The following is a 25,659-nucleotide window of genomic DNA, read 5'->3' on the forward strand; positions in this document are numbered from 1 at the left end:
CTGGTCAACCGAGGCGATCGTACGCCGCCTGCTGGATCTCCAGGAACTCGGGCAGACCAATCTTGTCCAGAGTGGCCACGTAGTCATCCCACTCGGACATCTTCTTCTGCCCGGTCACAAAACCAGCGCGGGATTCACCGAGGAACGTGCCGATCTCCGTGCCGACCACGGACAGTCGGTCCGCTTCTTCCTCGGTCAGCGGGAACGGGTTCCACACGTCATCGATCGCGTACTCCGAGACCATCCGGGACGCCTCCATGGACTGCTCGGAGCCCTCCACGCCCTTGAACCATTTCTCCGTCACCCACCCCGGGTAGCTCCCGCCCATGAACAGGGCATGCGGCTTCAGCCCGTCGTCGAGTGTCTTGCCACCCTCGGTGATCTCTGGCTTGAGCGTGTACTCCCCGTCGACCTCATCCCAGCTCTCGCCCTTGGCACCCAGGAAGAACGTCGCCGCGCCCTCCTCGCTGTACCAGTAGTCCATCCACCGGGCCAGCTCCACGGGATGCTCACAACGGTCGGTCATCACGAACTGGCCGATGCCTGCACACTCGGCGCGCACGGCATGCCACGTCGGCTCATCACCGGCGTTCTTCACCAGAGGCTTCAGCGGAATGTAGTTCTCGCCCACCTCGCCGAAGAATCCCGCCGGAGTCTGGGTGGCGCACGCGGCCAGGCGTCCGTCGGCGCCATACGTGTTGAACTTGGCCCGATCGGTGGAGAAGATGTCCTGCAGAATCAGTCCCTTGCTGTACAGGCGATTCAGGTACTCCATCATCTCCCGGTACTCATCGGATGCCGGGAAGTACCGGACCTTTCCGCTGCTGGGGTCCAGGTCGATCTGCCCGGCAGCGTCGCCGTGATTGGCAACCCCGAAGATGCCGTAGAAGCTCGACCACATCTCACCGAAGCTGGCGGCGTCGGCCAGGCCGATCGCCTTGTCGTGCTTGTTCACGGCTTCCTCGAGGTATGCCTCGAACTCGTCGATCGTCTCCGGCGCATCCATACCGGCCTCGTCCAGCCAATCCTTGCGCGCCCAGAGCTTGAACATGTAGCGCATTCCGGCGAAAGAGGAATCGTAGATCTGGGGCAGCGAGTAGATGTTGCCGTCAGGGAAGGTCAGCGCCTTGCGAACTCCCGGCATGTCCTCCAAGCGCTGCTTGACGTTCGGCATGTAGGACTCGATCAAGTCGTTCAACGGCAGGAACGTCCCGCGAGCCCCGTACTTCGCGATGTCACCGGTGGGAACCCCGGTACGGAAGAAGGCCTCCGGATAGTCACCGCTGGTCAGCAGGAGGTTCCGCTTCTCACCGGCGCCGTCCTGGGGGACCAGACCGAAGTCGATCTTCACATTGGTCAGCTCCTGCGTGGCCTTCACCGCGCTGACCTCATCCCAGTTCTCGGCAGTGGTAGAAGGCCGGGCGCTCAGGAACGTGATCGTCACCGGCTCCTTCACGATCGGCATGCCCTCGGCGTTGATATTGGGGTCCAGATCATCGATCGCCTTGGCGAGGTCCTCGTTCTTGTCCGAACCGCCTCCTCCACAGGCTGCCAGAGCAGCGGTGGAAGCGAGAGCGGCACCAGAAGCAAGGGCGGTGCGTCGGGTGACAGAGCGCATGGTCGGGTTCCTTTCGGGGTTGCAAGTCAGGCACTCGGTTGGGGGAACGGCATGAACGGCTGGAGGGGAAAGAACAACGACGGGTACAGGACCGATAGGAGTCAGGAGGGTGGACAAGGGCGGTGAGTCAGGGCGCGAGCCTGCAGCCGCGCCGCAGCTGCGATCGGCACGCTCGCTCCGAGTACCGGTAGTAGCCCTGGCCAACCGGACAGGATCAGCAACACCGGCCAGCCAGCGGTAAGCGCGAGTAGCGCTGCCGTGAGCATGGGCTTGCCCACGCCGACAGCGAAAGCTGCAAGCAGGACCGACGGCCACCGGCGGGGCGCGCCGGGTGTCTCCCGGGTTGCCACCCACAGCACATGCGGCGCCGCGGCGAGCACCATAAGCAATCCGATGCTGGCTAGCCCCTGGCCGATGCCCGAGGCGATCGGACTGAGGTGTCGAGCCTGTAACAGAGTCAGCAGGAGTCCGATGGTGGTGACACCGAGCACGAGCACTGGCGCGGTCACACGTCGCACGTCGCGGCGGTACTGGGCCCACATGGACTGAGCGATAGGGGCATCGACGTCCCCGTCGGCCCACCGCGACGCGACCGCGAGCGCCGCTGACGTGGCCGGCCCGATGCCGAGCACAACCGCGCCGAGAACGGTGAGAGCACTCCAGCAGACGTTCAGCCACACCAGACGGACCAGCCACTGCAGCATCCGATCCAGTGCACCCAGTGGACCCTGCATCGGCGCCATAGCTCTGTGCGTCATATCAGCCACGCACCGATCCGATGAGCACGCCCTGAGTGAAGTACCGCTGCAGGAACGGGTAGACGATCAGCAGCGGCGCCGACGCCACGATCATCACCGCGTACTTGATCAACGCGGCCAGGCGCTGCTGCTCGATGAACGATGTGTCGCTGGCGGCCTCGCCCTGCGAGGCGTCCTGTGCCACGACCAAAAGCTCACGCAGCACCAGCTGCAGGGTGTACTTGTCGCGATCAGTCAGATAGATCAGCGCTTTGAAGTACTCGTTCCACAGCCCCACACCGTGGAACAGCGCAAGTGTCGCAATAATCGGGGCCGACAGCGGCAGAGCGATCCGGAAGAAGATCTGGACGTCACCGGCGCCGTCCATCTTCGCGGCCTCCGCGATCTCCATAGGGACGGTCTGAGTAAAGAAGGCGCGGCCCACCAGGATTGACCACGCCCCTGCGGCACCTGGCACCACCACTGCCCACATGGTGTCCAGCATCCCCAGCTGCTTGACCACCAGATAGGTGGGGATGATGCCGCCGGAGAACAGCATCGTGAACAGGATGTACCAGGTGACTGCGGTACGGCCAGCCATCGTCGATCGCGAGAGCGCGTACGAGCAGGGCAGCACGATCGCAAGATGGATCGCCACACCCACCACGGTGTAGATCGCGGTGTTGCGATACCCCGTCCAGATCGCCTTGTGGGCGAAGACCCGCTTGTAGCCGTCGAATTTCAGGTCCACCGGCCACAACCACACCTTGCCGGATTCGACCGCATTCGGGTCACTGACAGAGGCGATCAGCACGAACCACAGCGGGTAGCCGATCGCGATCACGACAGCGATCACCAGGACAACGTTCAGTCGGTCGAACCAGACGTCGTCCCGCGCCCGGACCGATACGCGCTGAGTGTCGGCGCTGCCGCCGATCCGGTGGCCGTCGGCGACATCGCTACGTGAGGCCCCATTGTTGTGCACCATCGTCATGTCATCACCACAGGCTGTTCTCGGAGTAGCGGCGCGCCAGCTGATTGACGCCCACCAGCAGAAGAATGTTGATCACGGAATCGAACAGCCCCACTGCTGCCGCATAGCTGTACTGGCCCTGCAGGAGGCCGGTCTTGTACACAAAGGTCTGAATAATGGAGGAGGTATCTGCGTTGAGGTTGTTAGACATCAACAGCACCTTCTCGAAGCCCACTGACATGAAGCTGCCAAAGTTCAGGATGAACAGAATGACGACAGTGGGCATAATCGCGGGAATGTTGACGTGACGGATACGTTGCAGTCGGTTCGCGCCATCTACCTGAGCGGCTTGATGCAGCTCCGGATTCACCCCAGCCAATGCCGCCAAGTAAATGATCGTGCTCCAGCCCAACCCCTGCCAGACCCCCGACCACACGTAGATGTGCCGGAACCAGCCCGGCTCCTGCATGAACTGCACAGGCTCGAGCCCGAGGAGCCCCAGAAGGGTCGTGATGAGGCCACTATGAGGATCCAGGAACGCGAACAGCATGCCGACCACAACAACGGTGGAGACAAAGTGAGGTGCATAGGTCAGGGTTTGCGCGAACCTCTTGAAGATCACGTTCTTCAGCTCGTTCAACGAAAGCGCAAGGATGATCGGCAGCGGGAAAAGGAGCAGCTGATAGAGGCTTAGCGCCACAGTGTTCCAGAGCAGGCGCCAGAAGTAGTAGGAGTCGAAGAATCGCTGAAAGTGCTTAAACCCGGCCCATTGACTCCCCCAGACCCCGTCGGAGGCAATGAAATCCTTGAACGCGATCTGGACGCCATACATCGGCACATAGTTGAAGATAAAGAAGAAGATGATCGCCGGAGCTGCCAGTGCATACAGCTGCCAGTTAGCTGCGATCACCGCCCCCAGTGACTTACGGCGCCGGACGTTCGGACCGGAAGACCCGGCCTTCGGGTCCACGACAGTGGACATAACGCTCCTTCGAGTTCCGACGAGACCCGCCAGTGGCAGAACAGGTCCAGCGTCGGGACGACATAGAAATCAAGGTGCTCGGCCGCACCGCACTCGACTCGCTCATGCAAGTGAGTGACCGGGCCGCAACATCGGATCACCGGGCACCGCATCTACTCTCAACCGCGGGTCAGCCCGCCGCTGCGTCGGCACCGACCGGGACCCCAAAAGTCTATCAGAGCTACAGCCGATCCCACCTCTCACCTGCAGCGTTCCCGCGAAAAGCGTCGATTTTGTTATGTCGAGTTCACCCCCATCCATTGCTGTTCATGCCGTCGACGAGCTGCCGTCACTTTCCAGTCCCCGCCTTCTGGGCGCAGCCGCCACCGGAAGCCATCGTGACGCGCATGCAGAACCGCCGAGGCCAGGCTCGATGTCACGCGCACATACTCGGCGGCGGTTCCGCCCGAAGGCGCCTTGCCGATCACCACATCCGCCTCGGCAACTCCGGAGCCGACATCTCCCCGACGCCCCGGCATCCCCGATTCCGACCGATCGTTCGAAGCCCACGCCCGCCGCCTTGACATGCAAAAACGTCTCGAATGTGGCGCCGGACACGTCTGATCTGGTGCAATCCTCCCGTTCACGGAATGTCGCGCAGATGGGCAAGCGCCCACGAGCTCCCGGAAAGGAACGCCTCCCATGAACAACCTCCCCAGCTGGGTGATCCCCGTCCTGATCGTGGTTGCGGTACTCGTGGTGATCGCGATCATCGTCGGTATCGCTGCCGCGGCTCGTGCCTCGAAAAAGAAGAAGGAACGTCAGCAGGAAGCGGATCGGGCACGTGCCGCCGAGCTGCGGCAGCAGGCTGAACGCGACCGACTGAAGGTCGAAGAACAGGAGCTGAGTGCTCGCGAAGCACAGTTGCAGGCTGACCGCACCCGCCACCAGGCTCGCCAGGAGGAGCAGGCCGCGGCCCAGCGCACCGAAGAGGCTCGCGCCTCCCGCTCGCAGGTCGATGAGCGCCTCGCTGAGGCCGACCGTCTGGATCCTGCCGGCGCTCACGATCGCCAGGCTGACCACCGCGGCGCCGCCGCAGGAGCTGCTCGTACCGATGCTGAAACCTCGGCCCAGAGTCGCCGCGATCACGGCAGCGCGCCTGATCACCGTGATGGGCTGGACAATCGCAACGAGGACGGCACTGCGGTGCACGGCGACCAGCACCAGGACGCTCGGGCCAACGCGCAGACTTACAGTCGGTACGACGGCCGCGAGAACCTGTACGCCGACACCCAGCACGACCGCAACGAGGGCCAGTACCGCAATGCGCAGGGTCGTGACGACGAGCGTCGCGAGACCCATCTCGGCGCTGACCAGTACGACGATCGACGCGATGGCCGCCCCACCGCAACGTCAACCGGTGCCGTTGCAGGCATCGAGAGCGATGGCTCCGAAAACGGGAGCACTGTTGCAGCCGACGGGCACGGACGTCACGCTGCACGTCACGACGAGCACGGGTATGAACAGCCGGCACAGGGCTACGCCCAGGCTGATCAGCACGGCTACGACCAGCGCGCGGCCACGCAGGGCTACCCCCAGAACGACCAGTTCACGCGGGAGGCACACGACGGCCAGCAGGGCTACCCCCAGGACGCCCACGTCACCCGGGAGGCACACGACGGCCAGCAGGGCTACCCCCAGGACGCCCACGTCACCCGGGAGGCACACGACGGTCAGCAGGGCTACCCACAGGACGCCCAGCAGGACTACGAGCGGCAGAATCAGGAGGGTTTCGACCAGCACGAGCAGCAGGTCGATGAGTTCGGTCAGCCGGACCAGCCCGGTCTGAACGAGCAGCAGGGTCAGAGCCAGTGGCGCCCGCAGGACGGCGACACCCCGCGTCACTGATCCCACCAGCCACCCACCGCGTCTGAACTGGGACGCATCGTCGGGGCGCAGCGCACCACACGTTGCGCCCCGACGTCTATCCGCCCAGCCGCGTCGTATCGTCGGCCCCGGTGCGCATCACCGATCGCGGCGCACGACTCATCACCGCTCAGCGCTAGGAGGGCCATGGACGATGTGATCGTCGAGCGTGTGCTGCGCACCGTCGAATGCATCCCGCCGGGGCGAGTCGCCACCTACGGCGAGATCGGGTCGCTGCTCGGGCTGTCACCACGGATCGTCGGCCGCATCATGGCCACGTGGGGATCCTCCACCCCGTGGTGGCGTGTCACGAACGCTGCTGGCGAGCTGCCAGCCCATCTGCTCGCCGACGCCGACGCCCACTGGCAGGCAGAGGGAATCACGAAGAAACCCACCGGCCGCGGCTGCCGCATCCGCGCACACCGCGTGGACCTCAACCGGCTCGCAAGCGATGCCGACGCAGCCTGCGCCGACCTCCCGGCGACGACCTCCGGCCCCCGTGGGCACGACACGGCCTCAGGTTTCCGCCGCGATCACACCCGCTGATCCCGCAACCGTCCACACTGCGCCCGCGGGCCCTTCGGTCGGCCCTACCCAACCTCAGTCAGCGTGGACCGCGTGCAAAGACTCGGCTTCCTGCTCACAGTTCTCGCAGGCCAGCACCATTTTCCTGCAGGTTGACACCTCACAGTTCACGTACCGCGGGGTCGGCTCGCCGCAGCGGATGCAGCACCCCAGAGACTGGACACCGTCGGCGAACTCACGATGCATTGTGCCGTCGAAGGTGTACAGCGACCCTTTCCACAGGCCCCGGTCACGGAACGCCTCGGCGTAGCGGACGATCCCGCCATCCAGCTGGTACACGTCCTGGAAACCACGGTTCTTCATGAGGACTGTGAGCACCTCGCAGCGGATCCCTCCGGTGCAGTAGGTGACAACGGGTTTGTCCTTCAGCTCGTCATACCGGCCTGACTCGAGCTCAGCCACGAAGTCACGAGTGGTCTCCACCTGAGGCACAACCGCCCCCTCGAACCGCCCGATTGCCGCCTCCATCGTGTTGCGCCCGTCGAAGAAGACGACGTCCTCGCCGCGGGCGGCCACCAGCTCGTGCAGCTGCTGCGGGGTTAGGTGCTCACCACCGCCGAGCACCCCGTCCTGGCTCACCTTGATCTCCTCGGGGCGGCCGAAGGTGACCAATTCGGGGCGGACCTTCACCGACAAGCGAGGGAAATCGTCGCCGGTGCCCTGCGACCATTTGATGTCCGCGTCCTTGAATGGCGCGTACTCCTTCAGACCCCGCACGTACTGCTTGATCGCGCCGAGCTCTCCGCCGAGCGTCGCGTTGATGCCGTGCTCGGAGAGGATCACCCGGCCGCGCAGGTCCAGGCTGCGGGCCAGCGTCAGCTGCCACAGGCGGACGGCATCAGGGTCCGCCAGCGGCGTGAAGACGTAGAACAGGATGATGCGATGCTGGGTCTGTGGGGGCACTCTTGAATCCTAGGTGCGAGCCCATGGGTCACCGCCTTGCACGATCCGCGCGCACGCCACCGCACACCGCACGCCCCGGCCCGCACGCCACCGCACGCCCCGTCCCGCACATCCCGCGCCCCGCCCCGCACACCCTGCACACCCCGCTCGCCCGCACCCCCGCCCGAACATGGTGCATAGAGCATCTCAACAGCCCGGTGAAGGGTGACTTTCGCATCACGTTCACGGCGCAACGGCCGCTGTCGCGCGGCCGACGCTGATCATGCCCACGCGCCGTATCCTCAGACGCGGCAACGGCCTCTGCCACGGGGCCAACGGCCGCCGGGTCACTGCGCCGGGACGTCGTCCAGGAAGTAGTAGGCCGGCACCTTCGCGGCGTAGTCGTTGCCGTCCAGCTCACGCCAGGTGACGATCTCGGTGGAGCCCTCACGCGCCTGCGCATGCTGTGTGGCCAGGAACATCAGGCCGATCACGCTCGCCAAGCCCTGCCGTGCCGGGGCGGCACGCAGCACGTCGCCAATAGAAGCCTGACCAGCTCTGCCTCGCACCGTGTTGACATCGTCCGTGAGCGTGACGATGTCGATGTCGTTCGTGCGCACCAGATCCTGCAGCACTTCAACGCTGAGCGTGGTGGCGTCGTGAACCTCCGCCTCGGCAGGCGCACCCGGATCGGTGGGATCCTTCAGCTGGTGCTGGGAGACTGACGCGAGACGAGCACGGGACAGCAGCGGCTCGAGGGGGAATGGGGCGCGGCTGGACACCTCATCCTTCTGCGCCAGCGCAATGCCTTGGGCTTCCTGCAGCGCCTCCAGCAGCACCCGGTGCTGGCGGAAATCCTGAGAGCGCACGAACCGAGCCAGGGACCGGTACAGCTCGGTCTTCACGTCGAGGACTTCCTGCGCCGGCTCGTACAGGTCGCTGAACACGTTGGCGAGCTTCTCGCGTTCCTCCCGCGTGAGAGTGCGTGCGAAGTCGCGCTCCAACAGGCGGTCCACGAGCTCCTGCGCCATGCGGGTCTGCTGCGGATCGTTCAGCATGCGGAAGAACGCGGTGAACGTGCGTCCCACCGTGGATTGGCCCAGCAGGTCGTCACCGGCAAGCAGCTGTTCGAGCACCTCGCCACGGGATCCCTCGGGGCTGAGGATCTGCTCGCGCAGGCTGAGATCCACCGCCCGCAGGTCCTCGCGGTACTGCAGGAAGTCGCCTGACAGCTCGGAGGCGATCTGCAGAATGTCCCGCAGCCGATCCACCGACGCCTCCGGGCTGGGCAGTAGCAACTCGCCCTCGGCCAGCTCCCGGATCTCCGCCTCGATCCGTTCGCGTCGGCGCTGCAGGTCTGCCAGGCGCACGTCGCGGTCGGTCTCGGTCTCCTGCGCGAGGCGTTCGAACTGCTGGACCACCAACTGCAGGCGGGACTCAGTGGTGGTGGGACGATGCTCCTCGAGGGAGGCGATGAACTGGATCGCGTCGATCGTCGCGGGTGACGGCTCGAAAGTGGTCTCCACTCGCTGCGGGTCATCGCGCCGCGTCAGATAGCCCTCACGCACCCAGGAATCGACGTACTCGGGCGCGGTGCGCGCCACCTGCTCATCCTCGTGCAGCAACGGCAGGTGAGTGGCCACACGCGCCACCAGTTCGGAGCGGGGCAGGCGCCGATCCCCGCCGGGGAAGACGGCCTGCAGGATGGAGAGCACCGCTGGCGCTTTGGTGGCGGCCAGCAGACGCCACGTGGACAATCCCCGCAGCTGCTCGTACGCCTCCTTGCGTGCGGCCACGGCGTCGCGGCGGGATGCCGCGGGGCCGTCACGGAAGGGTGGGTTCACGATGGGCGAGCCTACCAATGCGGCTCGAGAACCTGTCGGTCCCCGCCGTGCATCCGTCCCGCCATCAGCGCCGCCCCGCCGTGCATCCGTCCCGGCGCCGACGACTCCCGCCGCTCTGCCGAACGACGCTCCCGCCGCACTTCCGGCCCACGTGGCGCGCGGTCAGCGCTGCACGAGTGCGCGTCGCTCCAGCTGAAGGGAGACGTCTGCCGCCCGGGCGAGCTGTTTGGAGTGCGTCACGACGATGACGCATTTGTTGCGCTCATGTGCCGCGTCTCGAAGGATGTCGATCACTCCTTGGGCAGTGTCTTCATCCAGGTTTCCCGTGGGTTCATCGGCAAGGATCACCGGTGCCGAAGACACGAGGGCTCGAGCAATCGCCACTCGCTGCTGCTGGCCGCCGGAGAGCGCCAGGACACTACGTTTGGCGGCGTCGGCGTCGATGCCCAGCTCCTGAAGGGTGTCGACCGTCGCCTTCCGGTTCACCAGGCGCAGGTTCTCCAGCGGGGTGAGGTAGTCGATCAGGTTGTAGTTCTGGAAGACCAGCGCGATGTTCTTTCGGCGGTGCGCGGAGTATCCGGATGCGGCAATGTCTTTGCCGTCGAAGCGCACGGTCCCCGAGCTGGGGGCATCCAGCCCGGCCAGCAGATTCAGCATCGTCGTCTTCCCCGCCCCGGAGCGGCCGACGATAGAGTAGAACGTCCCCGTCTCGAAATCATGCTGGACGTTGTTCAGCACACGCTGCGAGGTGCGCTTATAGGTGTAGCTGACATGATCAAGCTGCATAATGCTCATTATTGTTCCTAACTCATCGAAGAAAGAATGTGCTGCGGCCGCTGCCGCATGATGGGGAAAACTCCGACGGTGATTCCCACCGCCGTGACGAGCACTCCGATTCCCAGCGCGATAGCAATACTGGATGCACTGATCGTGAAATGAACAGCGGAGAGGGCCTCACTGCCTGCGTGCGCAACGACCGTGCTTGCGAGATGGCTCGAGAGGAGCTGCCCCACCACCGTGGCGATCACCGCGGCGATGAGAGCGAACACTCCCGATTCGAGAGCTAGTTGGGCCACGATGGCACCTTTGCTCTTCCCGACTGCTAACAGGATTCCGATCTCGCGAATGCGCCCGCGGACCCAGAACGCGCTCACCAGCGCCAGCACGGATCCGCCCGCAGCGCTGAGGCCCAGGAGCAGCAGGGTCAGCAGACGCTCCACCCCGGCGATCGCGTGAAGCACCGGCGCGAACTGCGCGGAGTTATCGTCCAGCACCAGATCGGGGGCGGCCCGCTCGGCAGCGTGCAGAGCGGCAGGAAGCTGGTCGGCCGACGCGGCGAGATACCGGCCGGCGGACAGCTGAGCACCAAGCTCTTGGGCCGACGCCACGTCGACGAACACCTGATTCTCCGAGTCCCCAGACGGCAACCCCGACGGATTGTCGGCCTTTCCGTCGAAGATCCCGACCACCGTCACGGTGACCTCGGCGCCTTCCCGGGTGAGCGTGAATGTGCTGCCCACCGTCAGCGAATTGTGCTCGGCGAACGCACGATGGACGAGCGCCTGCCGCTTCCCTGAGCCCACACCGCTGCCCTCCACGAGGCGATACAGCGAGCCCTGGAAAGCCGGATACAGCGCCGAGTTGCCCGCGCCGATCACACTGACATCACCGCCGAACTCGGGGTCGAGCTGAATGCCGCCTGTCCCCGGCACCGCGCTGGCTCCTGCCGGTGTGGCGAGGGTTTCTGCTTCGAGACTGTGCTGGGCGACTTCGGGCAGGTGGGCCAGCCGCTCCGCCTGCTCCGCATCCAGGGTGGGTTCGCCGTGGGCGGTGAACCCTGCACCGATGCTGGTGTTGATCGCCTGTTTGACGTCATGCATCGTCGATCGCACACCGGACTGGGCGACGAGCGCGGTGAACACCACGGCCATGAGCAGGACCATCAGCGCGCTGCGGCGCGGTCTGCGGATGATGCAGCGCCAGGCTCTGGACCAGGCGTCGCTCATGCGTCAGTCACCAGGATGTCGCGGGGGTGCTTGCGCATCATGGGGAAGGCAGCGATGGCAACCACCAGCACGATGACAGCAAGGCACAGAACGGCTGCGTAGATTCCCGCGTCGGGCGTCAGACCCACGGACAGGCTGTCCAGCGTCTGCGTGGACATCGCTGACTCCATGTCCGCGCCGAACTGGCCGGCCCGAGACATCTCCTCCTGGGCCGCGGCGTTGACGGCGCTCAGCGTCGCGTTCCCCATGGACTGGGCGATGAGGCTCGCTGCCCCGAAGGCGATCACGCATGCCGGCACGGCGATGACCAGCAGTTCGATCAGGTATTGGCCGACGATGCTGGCTTTGGTGACGCCCAACGACAGCAGCGTGCCCGTCTTTTTATGGCGTTCGTTCAGCCAGAGGAACAGGATGAGCATGACGATGGCGGCAGCGATGATCGTCGTAGCCGTCGTCGTCTTCCGCATCACGCTCTTGATTCCGTCCACGGCGCCCGTGATGCCCGAGAAGTACTGCGTGGCGCGGGAGAGCTGATAGTTCTTCCAGTCGATGCTCAGACCGGCGGCGTCCCTGACCACCTGATCGACGTCGGCGCCCGACGCGACGAAGAAGTTCGCGTCCTGATAGATCTCGGTCTCGTCAGTGAACTGATACAGCGCCCGCGTGGTGTCGAGGTCCGTGAAGACCGTATTGGCGTACAGCTCGCTGCGCTGAGCAACGGGGCCGGTGTTCTTGCCGGAGAACAGGCCGACGATCTCAGTCTCCACTTCCTCGGTCGACTGTCGCTCATTGTCGGCGTCGTACTTGTTGCCCTTCACCGTGAGCTTGCTGCCCACGGTGAGGTTGTTGGCCTTGGCCAGGTCCTCATGAATCAGCGCCTTATGCGTATCGTCGGGCCTGAGGTGACGGCCTGCGCTGAGTGTCAGAGCACCGCTTCGGAAGTTGCCCGCGATCTCGCTGGTGTTGACGCCCCACACATTGACGGCGTTACCGAACTGAGCCTCACGTTCGCTGTCGTAGTCATCGCGGTCGAGCTTCTGGACCGTCGCACCGACCAGATCAGCCGTGACGTTCTGCCTGGCGACGTAGTCCTGCACCCGATCCAGCTGGGCGATCTTCTCGATGTCGGCACGTTTCACTGTGCCCGCACCGCGCGGCGTCCCCAGGTTGTTCTGCGGGTTGTTCTCGAGCACGAAGCCCTGGCCTGTCTTGGCGTCGATCTCATCCGAGACCTTGTCAGCTGCGTGGGTCACTGCATGAGTCGCCATCACCACCGTGGCCATGATGGTGAAGACCACCAGGATGATGAGGGTCTTCACCGGCTTTCTGGCGCAGTAGCGCACTGCTCTTCCTACGAACGACAACGATGTCCCTTTCCTGTCGGCATTCCTGTCGGCATCAACGGTGCTCGCCCATACCAGGGGGGAGTGTGCGCATCGTTCCTGTGGAACTCATGGATGACACTTGTACGGATGCTGTCATCTGCGTGGGTGCTGGGAGCAGCGTCGTCGTCAGCCCCCGGAGGACCCACCGGGATGGCACGGGGACTTCTCCCCATCGACGTCCCCCACGCCCACGTCTACTGTCTGACGTGTTCGGGTCGACGGGCGGCCCTGGTACGACCCACTTTTCACTCGCCAAGGAGGCGGCGATGACGTTTTATGGCGCTGATACCGAGCAGCTGCGGACGATGTCAGACACGATGCGCGCCAAGATCGGCACGCTCACCGATATTCAGAACCGGGTCATCCAGTCGTCCCAGACCGTGACGTGGGAAGGTCCCGACGCCGACACGTTCCGCGACACTGTCTTCAGCAGCATCAGCCCGCGCTTCAACGACCTGACGGCCTCGCTCTACGACCATGCTGACGAGCTCTCCACTCACGCCGACGAACAGGATGACGCCTCTGACCCCCGCAGCTTCTGGGAGAAGCTCAACGACTGGCTGAAGGGGCCCGCCGACCTCACCAAGCTCGCCCGCAATATCCAGAAGCTCATCCAGGACCCGAAGAAGATGCTGGACATGTTCAAGCGCTTCCCGGATCTTCGAGATGCCTTCAAGGACCTCAAGAACCTCGAGCAGATGTTCCCGGCCCTGGCGGAAATGGAGCGCAAGGCTATCCGAGCCGAGTGGGTCGATGAGCTGCTCGGCAAGGGCTGGGAGAAGCTCGGCAACGCAATCCCCAAGACGATCAGCTCGCTCTTCGGCATCAACATTCCGGGCAAGGAGTGGGCGGGGAAGCTCCTCTCGCACATGGATGAGATCACCGACGCCACCAAGCCGTGGGTGAAGCTCGGCTCGAAGACCTTTGGGAAGCTCCTGCCAGGTCTCGACATCGGCCTGGGCATAAACCAGATGATGAGCCCGGACTCCACAGGCTATGACAAGTTCTCGGGTGGCCTGTCCGTTGCCTCGGGCACCCTGACCCTCATTGCTCCGTTGACCGGCCCGGCTGCGCCGATCGTCGCTGGTGTCGGCATCGGGCTCGGCGTGGTCTCGGCCGGTATGGATATCGGCAAGATGGCGTACGAGAACATCCCGCTCGTGAGAGGCGCCGCGGACGCTGTCGGCAATGCCGCCGTGAGTGCCGGCAACGCAGTCGTCGATGGAGCGAAGGCCGTCGGGAATGCGATCGGCGACGGGCTGGGGGCCGTCGGCAACGCTTTCGGCTCGATCTTCGGCTAAACCGCCGCGTCACCTCGTCGCAGCCGAGCGTGGTTGCGAACGACATCACCGGATCGTCGGATGAACCTCGCACTGTATGCGAGGATCACATCAACCCCGGCTCCACAAAGCCCCTTCGTGGAAGGACCCCATGGCTGCCTCGACTCCTCCCCCTCCGACCGGTGCCTCCCGTGCAAACATGTGCGCCGCTGTCGTCCTCGAGGGGGCTGACGACGGCCCCCAGAAGTTCGGCATCTTCACCGATGAGGAGCTGATCGCGCTTGACGGCATCGCCACCGATCAGCTCGTGCCCACACCGTGGATCACCGCCAATGCGGAGACCATCAGCACAGAGCACGCCGCGAGCGTGGCACTGCGCGGGCTGATCGCCCGCCAGCTAGTTCTGCCCGCTGAGATGCTGGCCGAAGACTGGTCAGACCTTGGCGACGATCCTCGCCGTTTGATCGCTGCCGACCCGGTTCAGGGGCTGATCACGCTACGTCGATCCGCCTCGTCGGTCGTCTCTTTCCATCGGGTCGTCCAGCAAAGTTCCCACACACTGATTCACTACGGCTACGAAAACGGTCGCATCCTCGAGGAAGAGATCACCCAGGATGGCTTCCACCACTTCGTCGTGCTACCTGCGGCCCAGGCTCCCCAGCGCGCACTGATGCTCGTGGACCAAGACCAGGTCGCCTCCAACGACGGAGAGTCCATCGTCGCTGATCTCGATGATCTCAGCGAGACCTCGCCGCTGAGCACAACGCTCGCCGATACCCGCGCCCTGACAGTCGCGACCGTCGTCCGCCGTGACACGGAGCCAGAGCAGTTCACCTTTTATGCAACTAGCACTGCGCTCCTGGTCTCCCGCCCGGAGTCCGAACCTGGTACGGCCGACGACTCGACGCCGATGCAGTTCATCGAGATCTCCCGCGCGACCGCCGAGCAGCTCCTCGGCGAACTTCTCGAGGACGACGCCACACCGCCCAGCGAGGCAGGCTGAGGTGTCCTCACCGCTATCGCATCCCGACCTCGTCGGCGTACCGCAGGCCCGCTTCATCATGCACTGGCCGTGGTACGTCTGGATCGTGTTGTGGTTCCTGCCCGTGCTGATCGCGCTCGGTATTCTCGCCACGGGCAGCCCGGGCGCAGCGATCGCTATCCTCGGGGCCCTCTGGGTGCTCGTCGCGGCCCCGCTCAGCTGGTTCCTGTGCCGCCACCGACTTGTCATCACCGACCGGGCGATTGTGATGGGCGCGTTCGTCCCCGGCGGACGCCCCGATGTCATCTTCCTCAACGACGTCGACCCAGCCTGTGTGCGCACCTGGTCCAACCTCCGCGCCTACCTGAAAGCCGTCGACAGATCGTCCTTCACCAGCGGCATGATGATCACCGAGGGTTCCGGAACAGGCGTCTCGCTCCGTGTGCGGCGCATCGGCACCGTGCGCAATGGCCGCCTTCGGGAGAACGAGATCGTGGCCAGCATTGGCAGCACTGTTGAACTCTTCGCGCTGTCCGGGTCCGCCGAACGGTTCGTCCACGCCCTCACCGCCGCCATGACGAATGCTCGAGTGCCCGGCGCCGAGCAGATCCCCTCGGTTGCACTGCCGCCCGGTCGCCTCTCCGGTGCCCCTGGTTCCCATCGGCAGGAGATCCCCGGCTGGGGCGCCGGCCGGGCCACCTAACAACACCGGATTGCGCGAGCATCACCTGGGCGCGCACGGGTGAGCCCACCCTCTCGTCGGCAGTCGATCCGAACCGCACACAGGTGAGCGCGTGAACGCGCCGGACAGTGCTCGCCGGATCCCCATCACGCTGCGATCCATAGGTGAGTCTGCATGCTCGTCGGCCAGCGGACGACATGGTGGAATGGGGCGATGAACGGCCCGGAGCCCTCGCCCCACCTCGCAACGGACACTGCGCAGCCCGCAACGGGCTCAGACGGTGCGCGGTGGATCAGCGCCCCGTTCCATGATCTGCCGGCTCCCCTGCTGCGTCGCGCCATTCCCGTGGATGCAGTGCTGTCCGATGACGATGCACCTGCTGCCGGAGCGCAGGCGGCGCTGCAGCGCCCCCAACAACGCGACTCCGCGCGCCGTACCGCCCACCGGCTCGGGGACCGCATCGCGCGCTCGACCGTGACCTGGTCGGTGCTGGGCACCGCGGATCTGCGGCTGAACGGGCACCGCCTCGATGATGCCCGTCTGGCCCCTGGCCAAAGCAACTTCTCCACCATCGCCCGCTGCCGCACCGTCGACCTCACCGCCCTCGTGCGCGCGCTGCTCGACGGGCGCGCCCCGGCATCGGACACCACGGCAGTGCGCGGCGCGGACCCGAATGCCGAATCGGCTGCTCCAGAACTCGTGCTGTCGGCTGAGCTGGGCCGCGGTTTCTACGACATGCACACTCTCGGCGCCTGGCAGTGGGAGTCCGCCCCGTGGCGTGGCCGGCCCGCCCTCTGGCTGCGATGGGATATCGAGCTGCACGACGGGGCGCGCATCCGGATCTGCACCGACCAGCAGTGGCGCTGCGCCACCGGTGCCCGCCGCTTCGACTCACTGTACGAAGGCGAGACCTGGGAGGAGCCGCGAGAGCCCGCCGGTTGGCGCGAGCCCGGCTTCGATGACAGCCCCTGGGCAGCCGCAACGCCCCATCCGCACGCGCCGCAGCTGCGCGAGGCCATCACCCCACCGATCCGCGTCATCGAACAACCGACCGTCTCCTGGACCCAGGTCGCTCCGTCCCACTGGGTCGGCGACCTGGGGCGAGTCATTGCGGGCTGGGTGCGCGTGGAGCCGCAGCGCCCCGGACCACACCGCCTGGAGGTGATGCACGGGGAGAGCCTCGGGCCCGACGGCCGCATCGATACCCGATCGGTCCATATCCCCACCGGACGCTTCCAGCGCGACATCGTCACCGTGGATCAGAAGCCCTACGAAGCCGAGCACTCCTGGAAGGGGTTCCGCTATCTGGAGGTCACCGGCGCGGAGGTCGGCACCGACGTGCAGGTCATTCCCCGCGAGGCACGCGCAGACGTCCCGGTCACCGGCACTTTCGCCTGCTCGGACCCGACTCTCACCTGGCTGCATGAGGCATTCGTCGCAACGGCCGCGATGAATCTGTTCTGGGTCCCCACCGATACCCCGACCTACGAAAAGAACGGGTGGACGGGCGATGCGCTCACGTCCCTCCCGGCACTGCTGGCAAGCTTCGATCTGCGCACGATGATGCTCAGCTGGCTGCAGGACATGCGCGATGCGCAGCGAGATGACGGGGCGCTGCCGGTGATCGTGCCCTCCGCCGGATGGGGCTTCGCCCCCGGCCCGTGCGCACCAGCACCGGAGTGGACGACGCTGTACCCGATCCTGGTGGAGGCGGTCGCCCAGGAGTACGGCGAGGAGGTATGGCCCGAGCATCGTGAGTCGGTGCTGCGGTATCTGCGCCATGAGCTGTCGGTGCTGGATGCGGACGGTCTCGCGGTCGGCATCCTCGGCGATTACCTCTCCCCCGGCACGTGGGGCGCCCCGCCCGAGGACACACGCTTCTATGCAACGTCGGCCCTGATCCGGGCTCTGCGCACCGTGCATGACTCCCCCGGCGCCGACGCCTCCGGGTGCGGCTTCGGTCAGGCGGCCGACGCGCTCACCGCGGCCCTGCACCGCGTGTTCTTCGATGAGACGAGTGGTTGCTTCCGCACCGGTGTGCCCGGCGCCGGGGACTGGCCGCAGGGCGCCCCGTCCGGCACCGACGACTCACCGCAGAGCGCCGCTCCCGGCACCAACGTCTCACCGCAGGGCACCGTATCTGGCGCCGGGGACTGGCCGCAGGGCGCCCCGTCCGGCACCGACGACTCGCCGCAGGGCACCCCGTCCGGCACCGATACTCGTGAACCCGCGCCTCAGCCGTGGGAGACCGCCCCGGGCGCCCCGTCCGGCAACGAAACCCGCGAGCCCGCACCCGATCCCGCCGGCGCGCGCCCTTACCGGCAGGCGCCCAACGCCCTGGCCCTCGCCCACGGCCTGTGCCCGCCAGGCACCGAGCAGACGGTGCTGGACTCACTGCTGGCCGACCTCGCCGCACGCGACGGGCATCATCACGTGGGTTGTCTGGGCATCGCCGCGCTGCCCGGCGTGTTGACGCGTGCAGGTCACGGCGCGGAGGCGATGCGGATGGCCACCCACCCGCAGGCTCCAAGCTGGGAGGCATGGCGACGGGCAGGGCATTCGACGCTGCTGGAGATGTGGGTGGATCCGGTGCGATCGCGCGCGCACTACTTCCACGGCTCCGGCGCGATCTGGTTGCACGAGGACGTGCTCGGGCTGCGGCGCACGGGCCCGGCCTGGTCCTCATTCACGGTGGCACCGACGATCCTGCCCGGGCTGACGTGGGCGCGCGGCCGACGCGGAAAGATCAGTGTGGACTGGGCCGTGCGGGACCGGCGCTTCCACCTCACCGTGGCCGTGCCGGCAGATGCACAGGCACGCGTCGAGCTGCCCGACGGCACCGTGCACGAGGCAGGCCCGGGCGAGCACCGCTTCGCCTGCCCCGCCGCCTGACCAGGTCCTTCCCGTGCTCGGCCTGGCCCGTAACCGCCCCTCCCACCGCGCCACGGCCGGGCCCTTTCCACGCTCGGCCCGGCCCACAATCACCCCTCCCGCCGCGCCGCGGCCGGGCCCTTTCCACGCTCGGCCTGGCCCGTAACCGCCCCTCCCACCGCGCCGCAGCCAGGCACCTCCCCCACTCGGCCAGGCACCTGTGGCATCCCCGGCGGGGGAATTCGGTACTGCAGCGTGGTGCCACCGCCCTGTGGCACGGTGACGCCACGCTGCAGTACCGAATAGCACCGCCCAAGCCGAAGCACCGACCGAAGGGCGTGGCCCAGACCATCACAATGGCGCGGAATCGGTGCACGATGGCCCCCACCGAACGCCCAGGCCCAGACCCACGCTCAGCCCCAGCCCACGCCCAGGCCAGCGCATCGGGGGCTAGGGTTATCGGGAACGCTCAGAACCCGCCGCTGGGAGGACACCGATGCCCACCACCACGATCCCCGTCGACCGCACCGACCGTTGGTGGGAAGAGCTGCCCGGCGGCCGCAATCGCCTGCCCGCCCGCGCCCACCTGAACAGCGACGCACCGCAGCTGAACCTCGACGGCACCTGGGGTTTCCGCTACGGACAGCGCGCCGACGGCACCGGCCTGGGTGAGCCCGGCACGATCGAGGTGCCCGGCATGTGGCAGCTGCAGGGTCACGGCGCCCCGCAGTACACCAACGTCATCTATCCGATTCCGCGGCAGGCGCCGCATGTGCCGGACGAGAACCCCACGGGCCACTACTTCCGTACCGTGCAGGCCCCGGCGGAGTGGTCGAACACTGTCGAGGCGGGCGGCCGGATCGTGCTGCGTTTCCTGGGTGTCGACTCGGCGGCCCGTATCTGGATCGACGGGCAGGACGTCGGCGTCACCTCCGGATCCCGTCTCACCCAGGAGTTCGACGTCACTGATGCGCTTGCGGACGGAGCCGAGCACCTGCTCGAGGTGCGCGTGGTGCAGTGGTCCGTGAACACGTACCTGGAGGACCAGGACATGTGGTGGACCTCCGGGATCTTCCGCAGCGTGGATCTGCTGCTGCGTCCCGCCGGCGGTGTCGAGGACCTCACCACCGTGGCCGACTATGACCCCGCCACCGGCGCCGGCACCCTCACCGTCACGGCCCGCGACGCGTCGGGCGAAGAGATCCCGGCGCAGGTGCAGGTGCCAGCCCTCGGGATCGATGCGTCCAGCACCGACGGCCCGATCACCGTGCAGCAGGTCGCGCCGTGGTCTGCGGAGGGGCCGACGCTGTACGACGCGACCATCGCGACCGACTCCGAGACGGTCACGCTGCGGATCGGTTTCCGCCGCGTCGAGGTGGATGGCGAGATCTTCCGGATCAACGGGGAGCGCATCGTGCTGCGCGGCGTGAACCGTCACGAGGCCGATCCTCGTGTGGGCCGCACCCAGCACTTTGAGAACATGGACCGCGATGTGGAGCTGATGAAGCTGCACAACCTCAACGCGGTGCGCACCAGTCACTACCCGCCGCATCCGCGCTTCCTCGAGGTGTGCGACGAGGCCGGACTGTACGTGCTGGTCGACGGCGACTTCGAAGCTCACGGCTTCCACTCCGACTCCACCTGGGGCGAGGATCCCTCCGGCCGCGCTGAGCGTCCCGCCGATGACCCGCAGTTCAAGGACGCCCTGGTGGAGCGCACGCGGCGGTTCATCGCCCGCGACCGCAACAGCACGTCGGTGGTGATCTGGTCGCTCGGCAACGAGGCGGCCACCGGGCAGGTCACCGATGCCATGTTCGACGCCGCCGAGGCCGCGGACCCGACGCGCCCGGTGATCTACGAACAGGACTACCGCACCGATCGCTCCGCCATGTTCTCCCTCATGTACTCCACGCATGAGGAGTCCGAGCAGATCGGTCGACGCGAGCTGAGCGCCGAGTACCGCGAGAAGCTCGTGCACATGCTGCGCGGGCTCGGCCTGGATGCACCCGACGGCGGTTTCGACGACGCCCCAGCGCTGACCAAGCCGTTCTTCTGGATCGAGTTCGCGCACGCCATGGGCAATGGCGCCGGCTCCCTCAAGGAATACATGGACCTCGTCGAGCAGTACCCGGCGCTGCACGGCGGATTCATCTGGGAGTGGATCGACCACGGCATCGACACCACCGATGCCGACGGCAACCCGATCTGGGGCTACGGCGGTGACTTCGGGGAGCGCCTGCATGACGCCAACTTCGTGGCCGACGGCCTGGTGCTGCCGGACCGCACCCCCTCCCCCGCGCTGGAGGACGCCAAGCACCACTACTCGCCGGTGCGTCTGGAGGTATCGCCCGGGCGCGCGGTGGTGAAGAGCCGCTACGCCTTCCGGGATCTCAGCCATCTGCGCGCCGAGGTGTCGGTCGATGGCCGCGTCACCTGGCAGGAGCTCGAGCTTCACCCGGTCGCCCCTGGGGAGCAGACTGAGCTGACGCTGCCCGACGCCGCAGAGGTCACCACGGTGCGCCTGGTGACTCGGGAGGCCGATGGCCCGGTCCCGGCCGGGCATGAGCTGGTCACCGCGGATCACGTCGACGCCCGGGCGCTCGCCGCCCGCGTGCCGGCGCTCAGCCGCCAGGTCGCACCCGAGCAGCTGGAGGACGGTTCCTGGCAACTCGGCCCAGCCCATTTCGATGACCTCGCTCGTCTGACACAGCTCGGCTGGATAGAGGTTGAGCATGCCTGGGCTGACCTGTACCGGGCGCCGGTGGACAATGAACGGGCCCGCACCCGCGTGCCACTGGAGGCGCGGTGGAAGCAGATCTGCCTGGATGTGGCCCGTCGGCGTCTGGTCGAGGCCCGCGCTGATGGCGATGCGCTGGTGGTGCGCACTCATCTGGGGTTGGACGGCAACGGGCTCGGGGCCGACGTCACAGAGACCTGGACCAGCGACGGCACAGCTGTGGACGTGCAGGTGGAGATCGCGCCGAGCAGCAGGTGGCCGGAGGATCTGCCGTTGCCGCGGCTCGGGTGGACGATCGCTCTGGACAGGCAGCTCACCGCGGTGGAGTACGACGGGTACGGGCCGCACGAGTCCTACCCGGATACCGGCGGCGGCACGACGTTCGGGACCTGGTCCGCGACCCTCGAGGAGCTGCAGACCCGCTACGTGTTCCCGCAGGAGAACGGCAACCGCGCCGGCACGGTGCGGGCGCGGCTGACCGACGACGCCGGAGGGGTCGAGTTCGCCATGCCTGAGGGTCTGGGCTTCGCGGCCCGGCCGTGGTCCAGTGCTGAGCTTGACCTGCGGGCACACAACGGGTCGCTGCGCGCCGACGGCCGCACCTGGGTGACGATCTCTGCTGCGCTGCATGGCGTGGGCTCGGCCGCCTGCGGCCCCGTCCCGCTGCCTGAGTACGTGCTCACGGCCCGGTCGGCCACCCTGCGGATGCGGCTGACCCCGGTCTCCGCCTGACCCACACCGTTCGCCGACGGTTCAGGAGATTCACGCCATGGCACAGGACCCGTTCGGTCCCGGCACCGGGCCGACGGGGCCCGCACCGGCCCCGTCAGGCCCCAGCACAACCCCGTCAGGGCACAGCGCCGCCCCTTCGTGGGGCAGCGCCGACCCGTCGGGGCCGCCCCCTGGCCAGAAGGCCCCGTACCCCACCGCGTCAGGTCCTTCGACGGCGTCGGCTTATCCCACGGGGGTGGCGCCGACCGCCGCCACTGGGGGACCCCGCGCTATCGGCTCCCTCGCCACCTGGCTGCTGATCCTCGCGATCGCGGTGATCGTGCTGCGGGCCATCGCGCAGGTGATCCGGCTGATCTCGATCATGACCACGCCGTATGCGGTCCTGTCCGAGGACACCTCCCCCGCTCAGCTGGGCATATCCGAGGCGGCAGGCTTCATCGCCCTCGTGCCCAGTGCGCTCGCGCTCGGGGCGCTGCTCGCTCTGGTCATCATCGCGGTGATCACCGCGATCCGCGCCCCTGGCGCCCCACGGCTCTGGTCGATCGTGCTCGCGGTCGCTCCGTTCGCCCTGTGGCTGGTCGAGGTCATCCTGGGGTTCGTGGTCGGCCTCATCTGGGGTGCGGCTCTGGGTGATCCCGCCACGGGCGTCGTGGCTGATGACGGGGGTTCGCTGCGCTGGTTCGCCCTGGCAACGTGGGCGATCACCGCGCTCAGCACCCTTGCGCTGGGTGCTGTGCTCGTGATCGGTGCGCTGCGGGTGCGCCGCGCGGCGAGCGTCTCCGTCTGAACGCGTGCCGCGAGCTCTGGGGCAGAACGTGGCCATCGCACGGCCGCACCGGTGGATGCTGGCCCGCTCCGCGAGCTCGGGGACATCACCGCGTCTGCGCACGCACCAGCATGCGGTTAGATTGGTCCCCGTCGAGATCCGTGCCAGGCACGGACAGCACACGTGATCCAGGGGGTTATTCATGACGCAGGGCCACAACACACCGTATGGCGCACCCGGGCCGTACTCCTCCACGCCGGGAGGTGCACAGCAGGGAGCTCATGCGCCGGGAGGTGCGCCGCAGGGAGCACACGCGCCCGCAGGCGCCTACGCTCCGGGTGGTACCCCGCCGGGCACGCCCTCCTTCCAGCCAGGCACGGTCACGCCGCAGCAGCGCAGCCTCGTCCGCAAGCTCGGCACAGCCATGCTGATCCTGTCGATCGTGATCGTGCTCATCCGCATCTTCGTGCCTGGCACAGTGATCGCGGCTGCTGCGGCAGGCGTGGGGCTGGCCTCCTCGACCGATGGCGCGAGCTTCGGCATCTTCGGGATCGGGCTCCTTCTGGCCGGCGTGCTCAGCATCATCGGCCTCCTTCTGGCGCTCGCCCTGACGGTCGTCGGCATCGTCGCAGCTATCCAGGCGCGAGCCTCGGCCCGCGTGGCAGCGATCATCGTGGCGGCGGCTCCCGCTGTGTTCTGGGTGCTCGGCATGATCGTCTCGGTCATCATCAACATCGCCACCGGCGTGTCCGACTCCTCTGAGCCTGGCGCGGTGGCCGGTATCGCGGCGGGCGTGGGGCTCGCGGGCGGGATCGCCACGCTGGTTCTTGCGCTGCTGTTCGCTGTGGTCGTGATCGGCGGTTCGATCCGTGTCAGGAGCTGGGGGAAGGCTCCGCAGGCCTGAGCAGCCAGCTCGCCTCATCCGTGCTGAGCACAGCGCCAAACGCATCCGCGGCCGGCACCGCCGTGACCTGATCAGCCACGATCCACTGGCCGCTGATGTGCCCGTCGGCATCCACCAACCGGATCCGGCGGGCATTGCGCGGCTCGAGGGGGCGTGTTCGCGGCGCACCATCGATCACCGCGGCGCCCCGGGACCCCAGGGCGCCGCGCGCGACGGCAGGCTGCTGCCCGTGCTCAGCAGACCCTGTCGACTCCGCAGCCGGCAGTGTCCACGGGTTCTCCCCGGTGGCGGTGTCGTACGCGACCACCTGACCGTGAGCGTTCTCGACCAGCATGATGCTGCCGTTCATACCGATGCGGGCCCGGATCGGATCCGCGGATTCCAGCAGCACGCCACCGGGCGCCCACCATGCGTCCTGCGCCTCCGAGGCGACGATCTCGCCCTCAGTATCCGTTCCGGTCTCCGTGCCGCGGGCGATCACGCGAGCACTGTCCATCGTCACGCGCCAGGTACCCGTCGGGGAGGCCTCGGAGCGCCACAGTTCCTCGCCGTGTCGCAGTGCAGCCGCCACCAGCGCCCCGTCATGCTCCGCGCAGACCGTCATCACCAGCGGTTCTGCCCCGGTGCGATCGGTGGTCACGGCCACGCGGCACGGCTCTGACGCAGCGCTGATCACCTGACCCACAGGGAAGCCCGTGTGCGGGTCGACCTGGATCCAGCCCTGCGCGTCGTCATAGCGCACGGGGATCGGTGCGAGCAGGCCGGTGGCGCGGATCGCGTCCAGCGCACCGGCTGGCGGCGCCGCGGGATCCAGCATCACGCCAGCGGGGTCTGGCCCCCGCTCTTCATCAGGCACCGTGACCGCCCAGAGCGGCGCCTCCTCATCGGGCTCCGAACCGCCGACCGCTGCGAGGTCATATCCGCTCATCCGGCAGATTCCGTCGCTGCAGTCCCGCATCACCAGCACCCCGTCGCCGAGCGACACCGGCGTGCCCGGCAGCTGTGCGATCCGGCTCGGTGAGCTGCTGCGCAGCGCGAGGAGTTCCGTTGCTCCGTCGGCGATCCGAGCGAGGTGCGTGCCGGTGTGGTCCAGGGCGAGTACCTCACCGGCGCTCGCCTCCACCTCGTGCACTGTTGTCCCGAGCACCAGCTGGGCCGTGCCATCGGCGCGTCGGATCAGCACCGGGCCCGATGGGACGGGCGGCGCCACCACGCGGTCGCCGTCGCCAAGCGGGGCGAGCCGCACCGCAGCGACATCAGCGAGGCGTTCAGGTCGCGTGCTGACCCAGCCGGGCACTACGAGCATCGCCGTGACGGCAAGGCCCAGCACTGCAGCCACTGCCTTGATGCGCAGGTGCCGATGCCGCAGAGGGACCAGCGCGGCGCACACGGCAGCCACCCCGGCCAGGATCGAGGCGAGAATCTGCAGGTCTCCGCGCAGCAGACGGTCCGCGATCAGTGCCGCGATTCCGGCGAGCGCAAGCGCGACGATCGCCGCGCCGAGCAGTACCACGGGGTCCCGCGTCCATGGCTCGGCAGTGTCCGTGTCGTCGTCGGCTTCGCGGCGAGCATCAGCGTCGCTGTCTCGACCATCCCGGCCTGTCCCGTCGGCCCCACGAGTCTGATTGGCCCGGCCCGCCCCGTCGGCCCCGTCGGCTCCACCGACCTGATCGACCCTGAGGGCGTCACCAGCGCTGGAGGGCTGACGGTGACGCACGGCGCCGTCATCCCAGGCGCTCGACGGCACCTCATGTGCAGACGGCGACTCGTTGTGCCTGTCCATGTCGT

At 67.0% G+C, this 25,659-nt stretch carries 19 protein-coding genes; 9 read left to right on the forward strand and 10 right to left on the reverse strand.

Annotated features, from left to right (window positions below):
• Positions 1 to 4: 4 nt before the first annotated feature.
• The 4 genes from C8271_RS12825 to C8271_RS12840 form a co-directional block, all read right to left on the reverse strand.
• Positions 5 to 1,618: a type 2 periplasmic-binding domain-containing protein gene (locus tag C8271_RS12825; protein ID WP_106507620.1), complete on the reverse strand. Its 1,614-nt coding sequence runs from the start codon at positions 1,616 to 1,618 to the stop codon at positions 5 to 7.
• 101 nt (positions 1,619 to 1,719) lie between these two features.
• Entirely contained in the window at positions 1,720 to 2,376 is a 657-nt protein-coding gene (locus tag C8271_RS12830; RefSeq protein ID WP_245921200.1) for a DUF624 domain-containing protein, read from the reverse strand.
• A 1-nt stretch (position 2,377) separates the two neighbouring features.
• Positions 2,378 to 3,349, reverse strand: coding sequence for a carbohydrate ABC transporter permease (locus C8271_RS12835; RefSeq protein ID WP_212591351.1), 972 nt, complete (start codon positions 3,347 to 3,349; stop codon positions 2,378 to 2,380).
• Between the two features lie 4 nt (positions 3,350 to 3,353).
• On the reverse strand, positions 3,354 to 4,310 hold the full coding sequence (locus C8271_RS12840) for an ABC transporter permease (protein ID WP_106507623.1): 957 nt from the start codon (positions 4,308 to 4,310) through the stop codon (positions 3,354 to 3,356).
• 681 nt (positions 4,311 to 4,991) lie between these two features.
• Between C8271_RS12840 and C8271_RS12845 the strand changes: the two genes are divergently transcribed.
• Positions 4,992 to 6,197 carry a hypothetical protein gene (locus tag C8271_RS12845; protein WP_106507624.1) on the forward strand — a complete coding sequence of 402 codons (1,206 nt, stop codon included), beginning with the start codon at positions 4,992 to 4,994 and terminating at the stop codon, positions 6,195 to 6,197.
• Positions 6,198 to 6,362: 165 nt separating this feature from the next.
• Positions 6,363 to 6,761 (forward strand): MGMT family protein, encoded by a 399-nt coding sequence (locus C8271_RS12850; protein WP_106507625.1) that lies wholly within the window; start codon positions 6,363 to 6,365, stop codon positions 6,759 to 6,761.
• Positions 6,762 to 6,815: 54 nt separating this feature from the next.
• On the opposite strand, the gene trhO is transcribed toward C8271_RS12850, so the two are convergent.
• The 5 genes from trhO to C8271_RS12880 all read right to left on the reverse strand — a co-directional run bounded on the left by trhO (position 6,816) and on the right by C8271_RS12880 (position 12,851).
• A complete protein-coding gene (trhO, locus tag C8271_RS12855; RefSeq protein ID WP_106507626.1) occupies positions 6,816 to 7,703 on the reverse strand; it encodes an oxygen-dependent tRNA uridine(34) hydroxylase TrhO in 888 nt (295 codons plus the stop codon).
• Positions 7,704 to 8,029: 326 nt separating this feature from the next.
• Entirely contained in the window at positions 8,030 to 9,526 is a 1,497-nt protein-coding gene (locus C8271_RS12865) for a DUF3375 domain-containing protein (RefSeq protein WP_106507628.1), read from the reverse strand.
• Between the two features lie 162 nt (positions 9,527 to 9,688).
• Positions 9,689 to 10,321 (reverse strand): ABC transporter ATP-binding protein, encoded by a 633-nt coding sequence (locus tag C8271_RS12870; RefSeq protein WP_106507629.1) that lies wholly within the window; start codon positions 10,319 to 10,321, stop codon positions 9,689 to 9,691.
• An 8-nt stretch (positions 10,322 to 10,329) separates the two neighbouring features.
• The gene (locus C8271_RS12875) at positions 10,330 to 11,532 is read right to left on the reverse strand and encodes an ABC transporter permease (RefSeq protein WP_245921142.1); all 1,203 of its coding nucleotides are present in this window, start codon (positions 11,530 to 11,532) and stop codon (positions 10,330 to 10,332) included.
• Complete coding sequence (locus C8271_RS12880) at positions 11,529 to 12,851, reverse strand: ABC transporter permease (RefSeq protein ID WP_245921143.1); 1,323 nt, start codon at positions 12,849 to 12,851, stop codon at positions 11,529 to 11,531. The genes C8271_RS12875 and C8271_RS12880 overlap by 4 nt, the downstream gene beginning before the upstream one ends.
• A 332-nt stretch (positions 12,852 to 13,183) precedes the next feature.
• Between C8271_RS12880 and C8271_RS12885 the strand changes: the two genes are divergently transcribed.
• From C8271_RS12885 to C8271_RS12915, 7 genes are all read left to right on the forward strand, one after another.
• Positions 13,184 to 14,218 (forward strand): hypothetical protein, encoded by a 1,035-nt coding sequence (locus C8271_RS12885; RefSeq protein WP_106507630.1) that lies wholly within the window; start codon positions 13,184 to 13,186, stop codon positions 14,216 to 14,218.
• A 178-nt stretch (positions 14,219 to 14,396) separates the two neighbouring features.
• The gene (locus C8271_RS12890; RefSeq protein ID WP_138774582.1) at positions 14,397 to 15,200 is read left to right on the forward strand and encodes a hypothetical protein; all 804 of its coding nucleotides are present in this window, start codon (positions 14,397 to 14,399) and stop codon (positions 15,198 to 15,200) included.
• 1 nt (position 15,201) lies between these two features.
• A complete protein-coding gene (locus C8271_RS12895) occupies positions 15,202 to 15,882 on the forward strand; it encodes a hypothetical protein (RefSeq protein WP_106507632.1) in 681 nt (226 codons plus the stop codon).
• A gap of 192 nt (positions 15,883 to 16,074) precedes the next feature.
• Positions 16,075 to 18,753, forward strand: coding sequence for a family 78 glycoside hydrolase catalytic domain (locus tag C8271_RS12900; protein WP_170957898.1), 2,679 nt, complete (start codon positions 16,075 to 16,077; stop codon positions 18,751 to 18,753).
• A gap of 475 nt (positions 18,754 to 19,228) precedes the next feature.
• On the forward strand, positions 19,229 to 22,201 hold the full coding sequence (locus C8271_RS12905) for a glycoside hydrolase family 2 TIM barrel-domain containing protein (protein ID WP_106507634.1): 2,973 nt from the start codon (positions 19,229 to 19,231) through the stop codon (positions 22,199 to 22,201).
• Positions 22,202 to 22,436: 235 nt separating this feature from the next.
• Positions 22,437 to 22,988, forward strand: coding sequence for a hypothetical protein (locus C8271_RS12910; protein WP_106507635.1), 552 nt, complete (start codon positions 22,437 to 22,439; stop codon positions 22,986 to 22,988).
• A 181-nt stretch (positions 22,989 to 23,169) separates the two neighbouring features.
• Positions 23,170 to 23,871: a hypothetical protein gene (locus tag C8271_RS12915; protein ID WP_106507636.1), complete on the forward strand. Its 702-nt coding sequence runs from the start codon at positions 23,170 to 23,172 to the stop codon at positions 23,869 to 23,871.
• Here C8271_RS12915 and C8271_RS12920 read toward each other — a convergent pair.
• Entirely contained in the window at positions 23,840 to 25,654 is a 1,815-nt protein-coding gene (locus tag C8271_RS12920) for a PQQ-binding-like beta-propeller repeat protein (protein ID WP_106507637.1), read from the reverse strand. The genes C8271_RS12915 and C8271_RS12920 overlap by 32 nt on opposite strands.
• Positions 25,655 to 25,659 lie beyond the last annotated feature (5 nt).

This window comes from Brachybacterium timonense (assembly GCF_900258505.1).
GTDB lineage: Bacteria > Actinomycetota > Actinomycetes > Actinomycetales > Dermabacteraceae > Brachybacterium > Brachybacterium timonense.

Coding starts and splice junctions, on each gene's coding strand:
- C8271_RS12825 (WP_106507620.1), bottom strand. CDS start 1,618: ATGCGCTCTGTCACCCGACGCACCGCCCTTGCTTCTGGTGCCGCTCTC.
- C8271_RS12830 (WP_245921200.1), bottom strand. CDS start 2,376: ATGACGCACAGAGCTATGGCGCCGATGCAGGGTCCACTGGGTGCACTG.
- C8271_RS12835 (WP_212591351.1), bottom strand. CDS start 3,349: ATGACGATGGTGCACAACAATGGGGCCTCACGTAGCGATGTCGCCGAC.
- C8271_RS12840 (WP_106507623.1), bottom strand. CDS start 4,310: ATGTCCACTGTCGTGGACCCGAAGGCCGGGTCTTCCGGTCCGAACGTC.
- C8271_RS12845 (WP_106507624.1), top strand. CDS start 4,992: ATGAACAACCTCCCCAGCTGGGTGATCCCCGTCCTGATCGTGGTTGCG.
- C8271_RS12850 (WP_106507625.1), top strand. CDS start 6,363: ATGGACGATGTGATCGTCGAGCGTGTGCTGCGCACCGTCGAATGCATC.
- C8271_RS12870 (WP_106507629.1), bottom strand. CDS start 10,321: ATGAGCATTATGCAGCTTGATCATGTCAGCTACACCTATAAGCGCACC.
- C8271_RS12875 (WP_245921142.1), bottom strand. CDS start 11,532: ATGAGCGACGCCTGGTCCAGAGCCTGGCGCTGCATCATCCGCAGACCG.
- C8271_RS12885 (WP_106507630.1), top strand. CDS start 13,184: ATGACGTTTTATGGCGCTGATACCGAGCAGCTGCGGACGATGTCAGAC.
- C8271_RS12890 (WP_138774582.1), top strand. CDS start 14,397: ATGTGCGCCGCTGTCGTCCTCGAGGGGGCTGACGACGGCCCCCAGAAG.
- C8271_RS12900 (WP_170957898.1), top strand. CDS start 16,075: ATGAACGGCCCGGAGCCCTCGCCCCACCTCGCAACGGACACTGCGCAG.
- C8271_RS12905 (WP_106507634.1), top strand. CDS start 19,229: ATGCCCACCACCACGATCCCCGTCGACCGCACCGACCGTTGGTGGGAA.
- C8271_RS12915 (WP_106507636.1), top strand. CDS start 23,170: ATGACGCAGGGCCACAACACACCGTATGGCGCACCCGGGCCGTACTCC.
- C8271_RS12920 (WP_106507637.1), bottom strand. CDS start 25,654: ATGGACAGGCACAACGAGTCGCCGTCTGCACATGAGGTGCCGTCGAGC.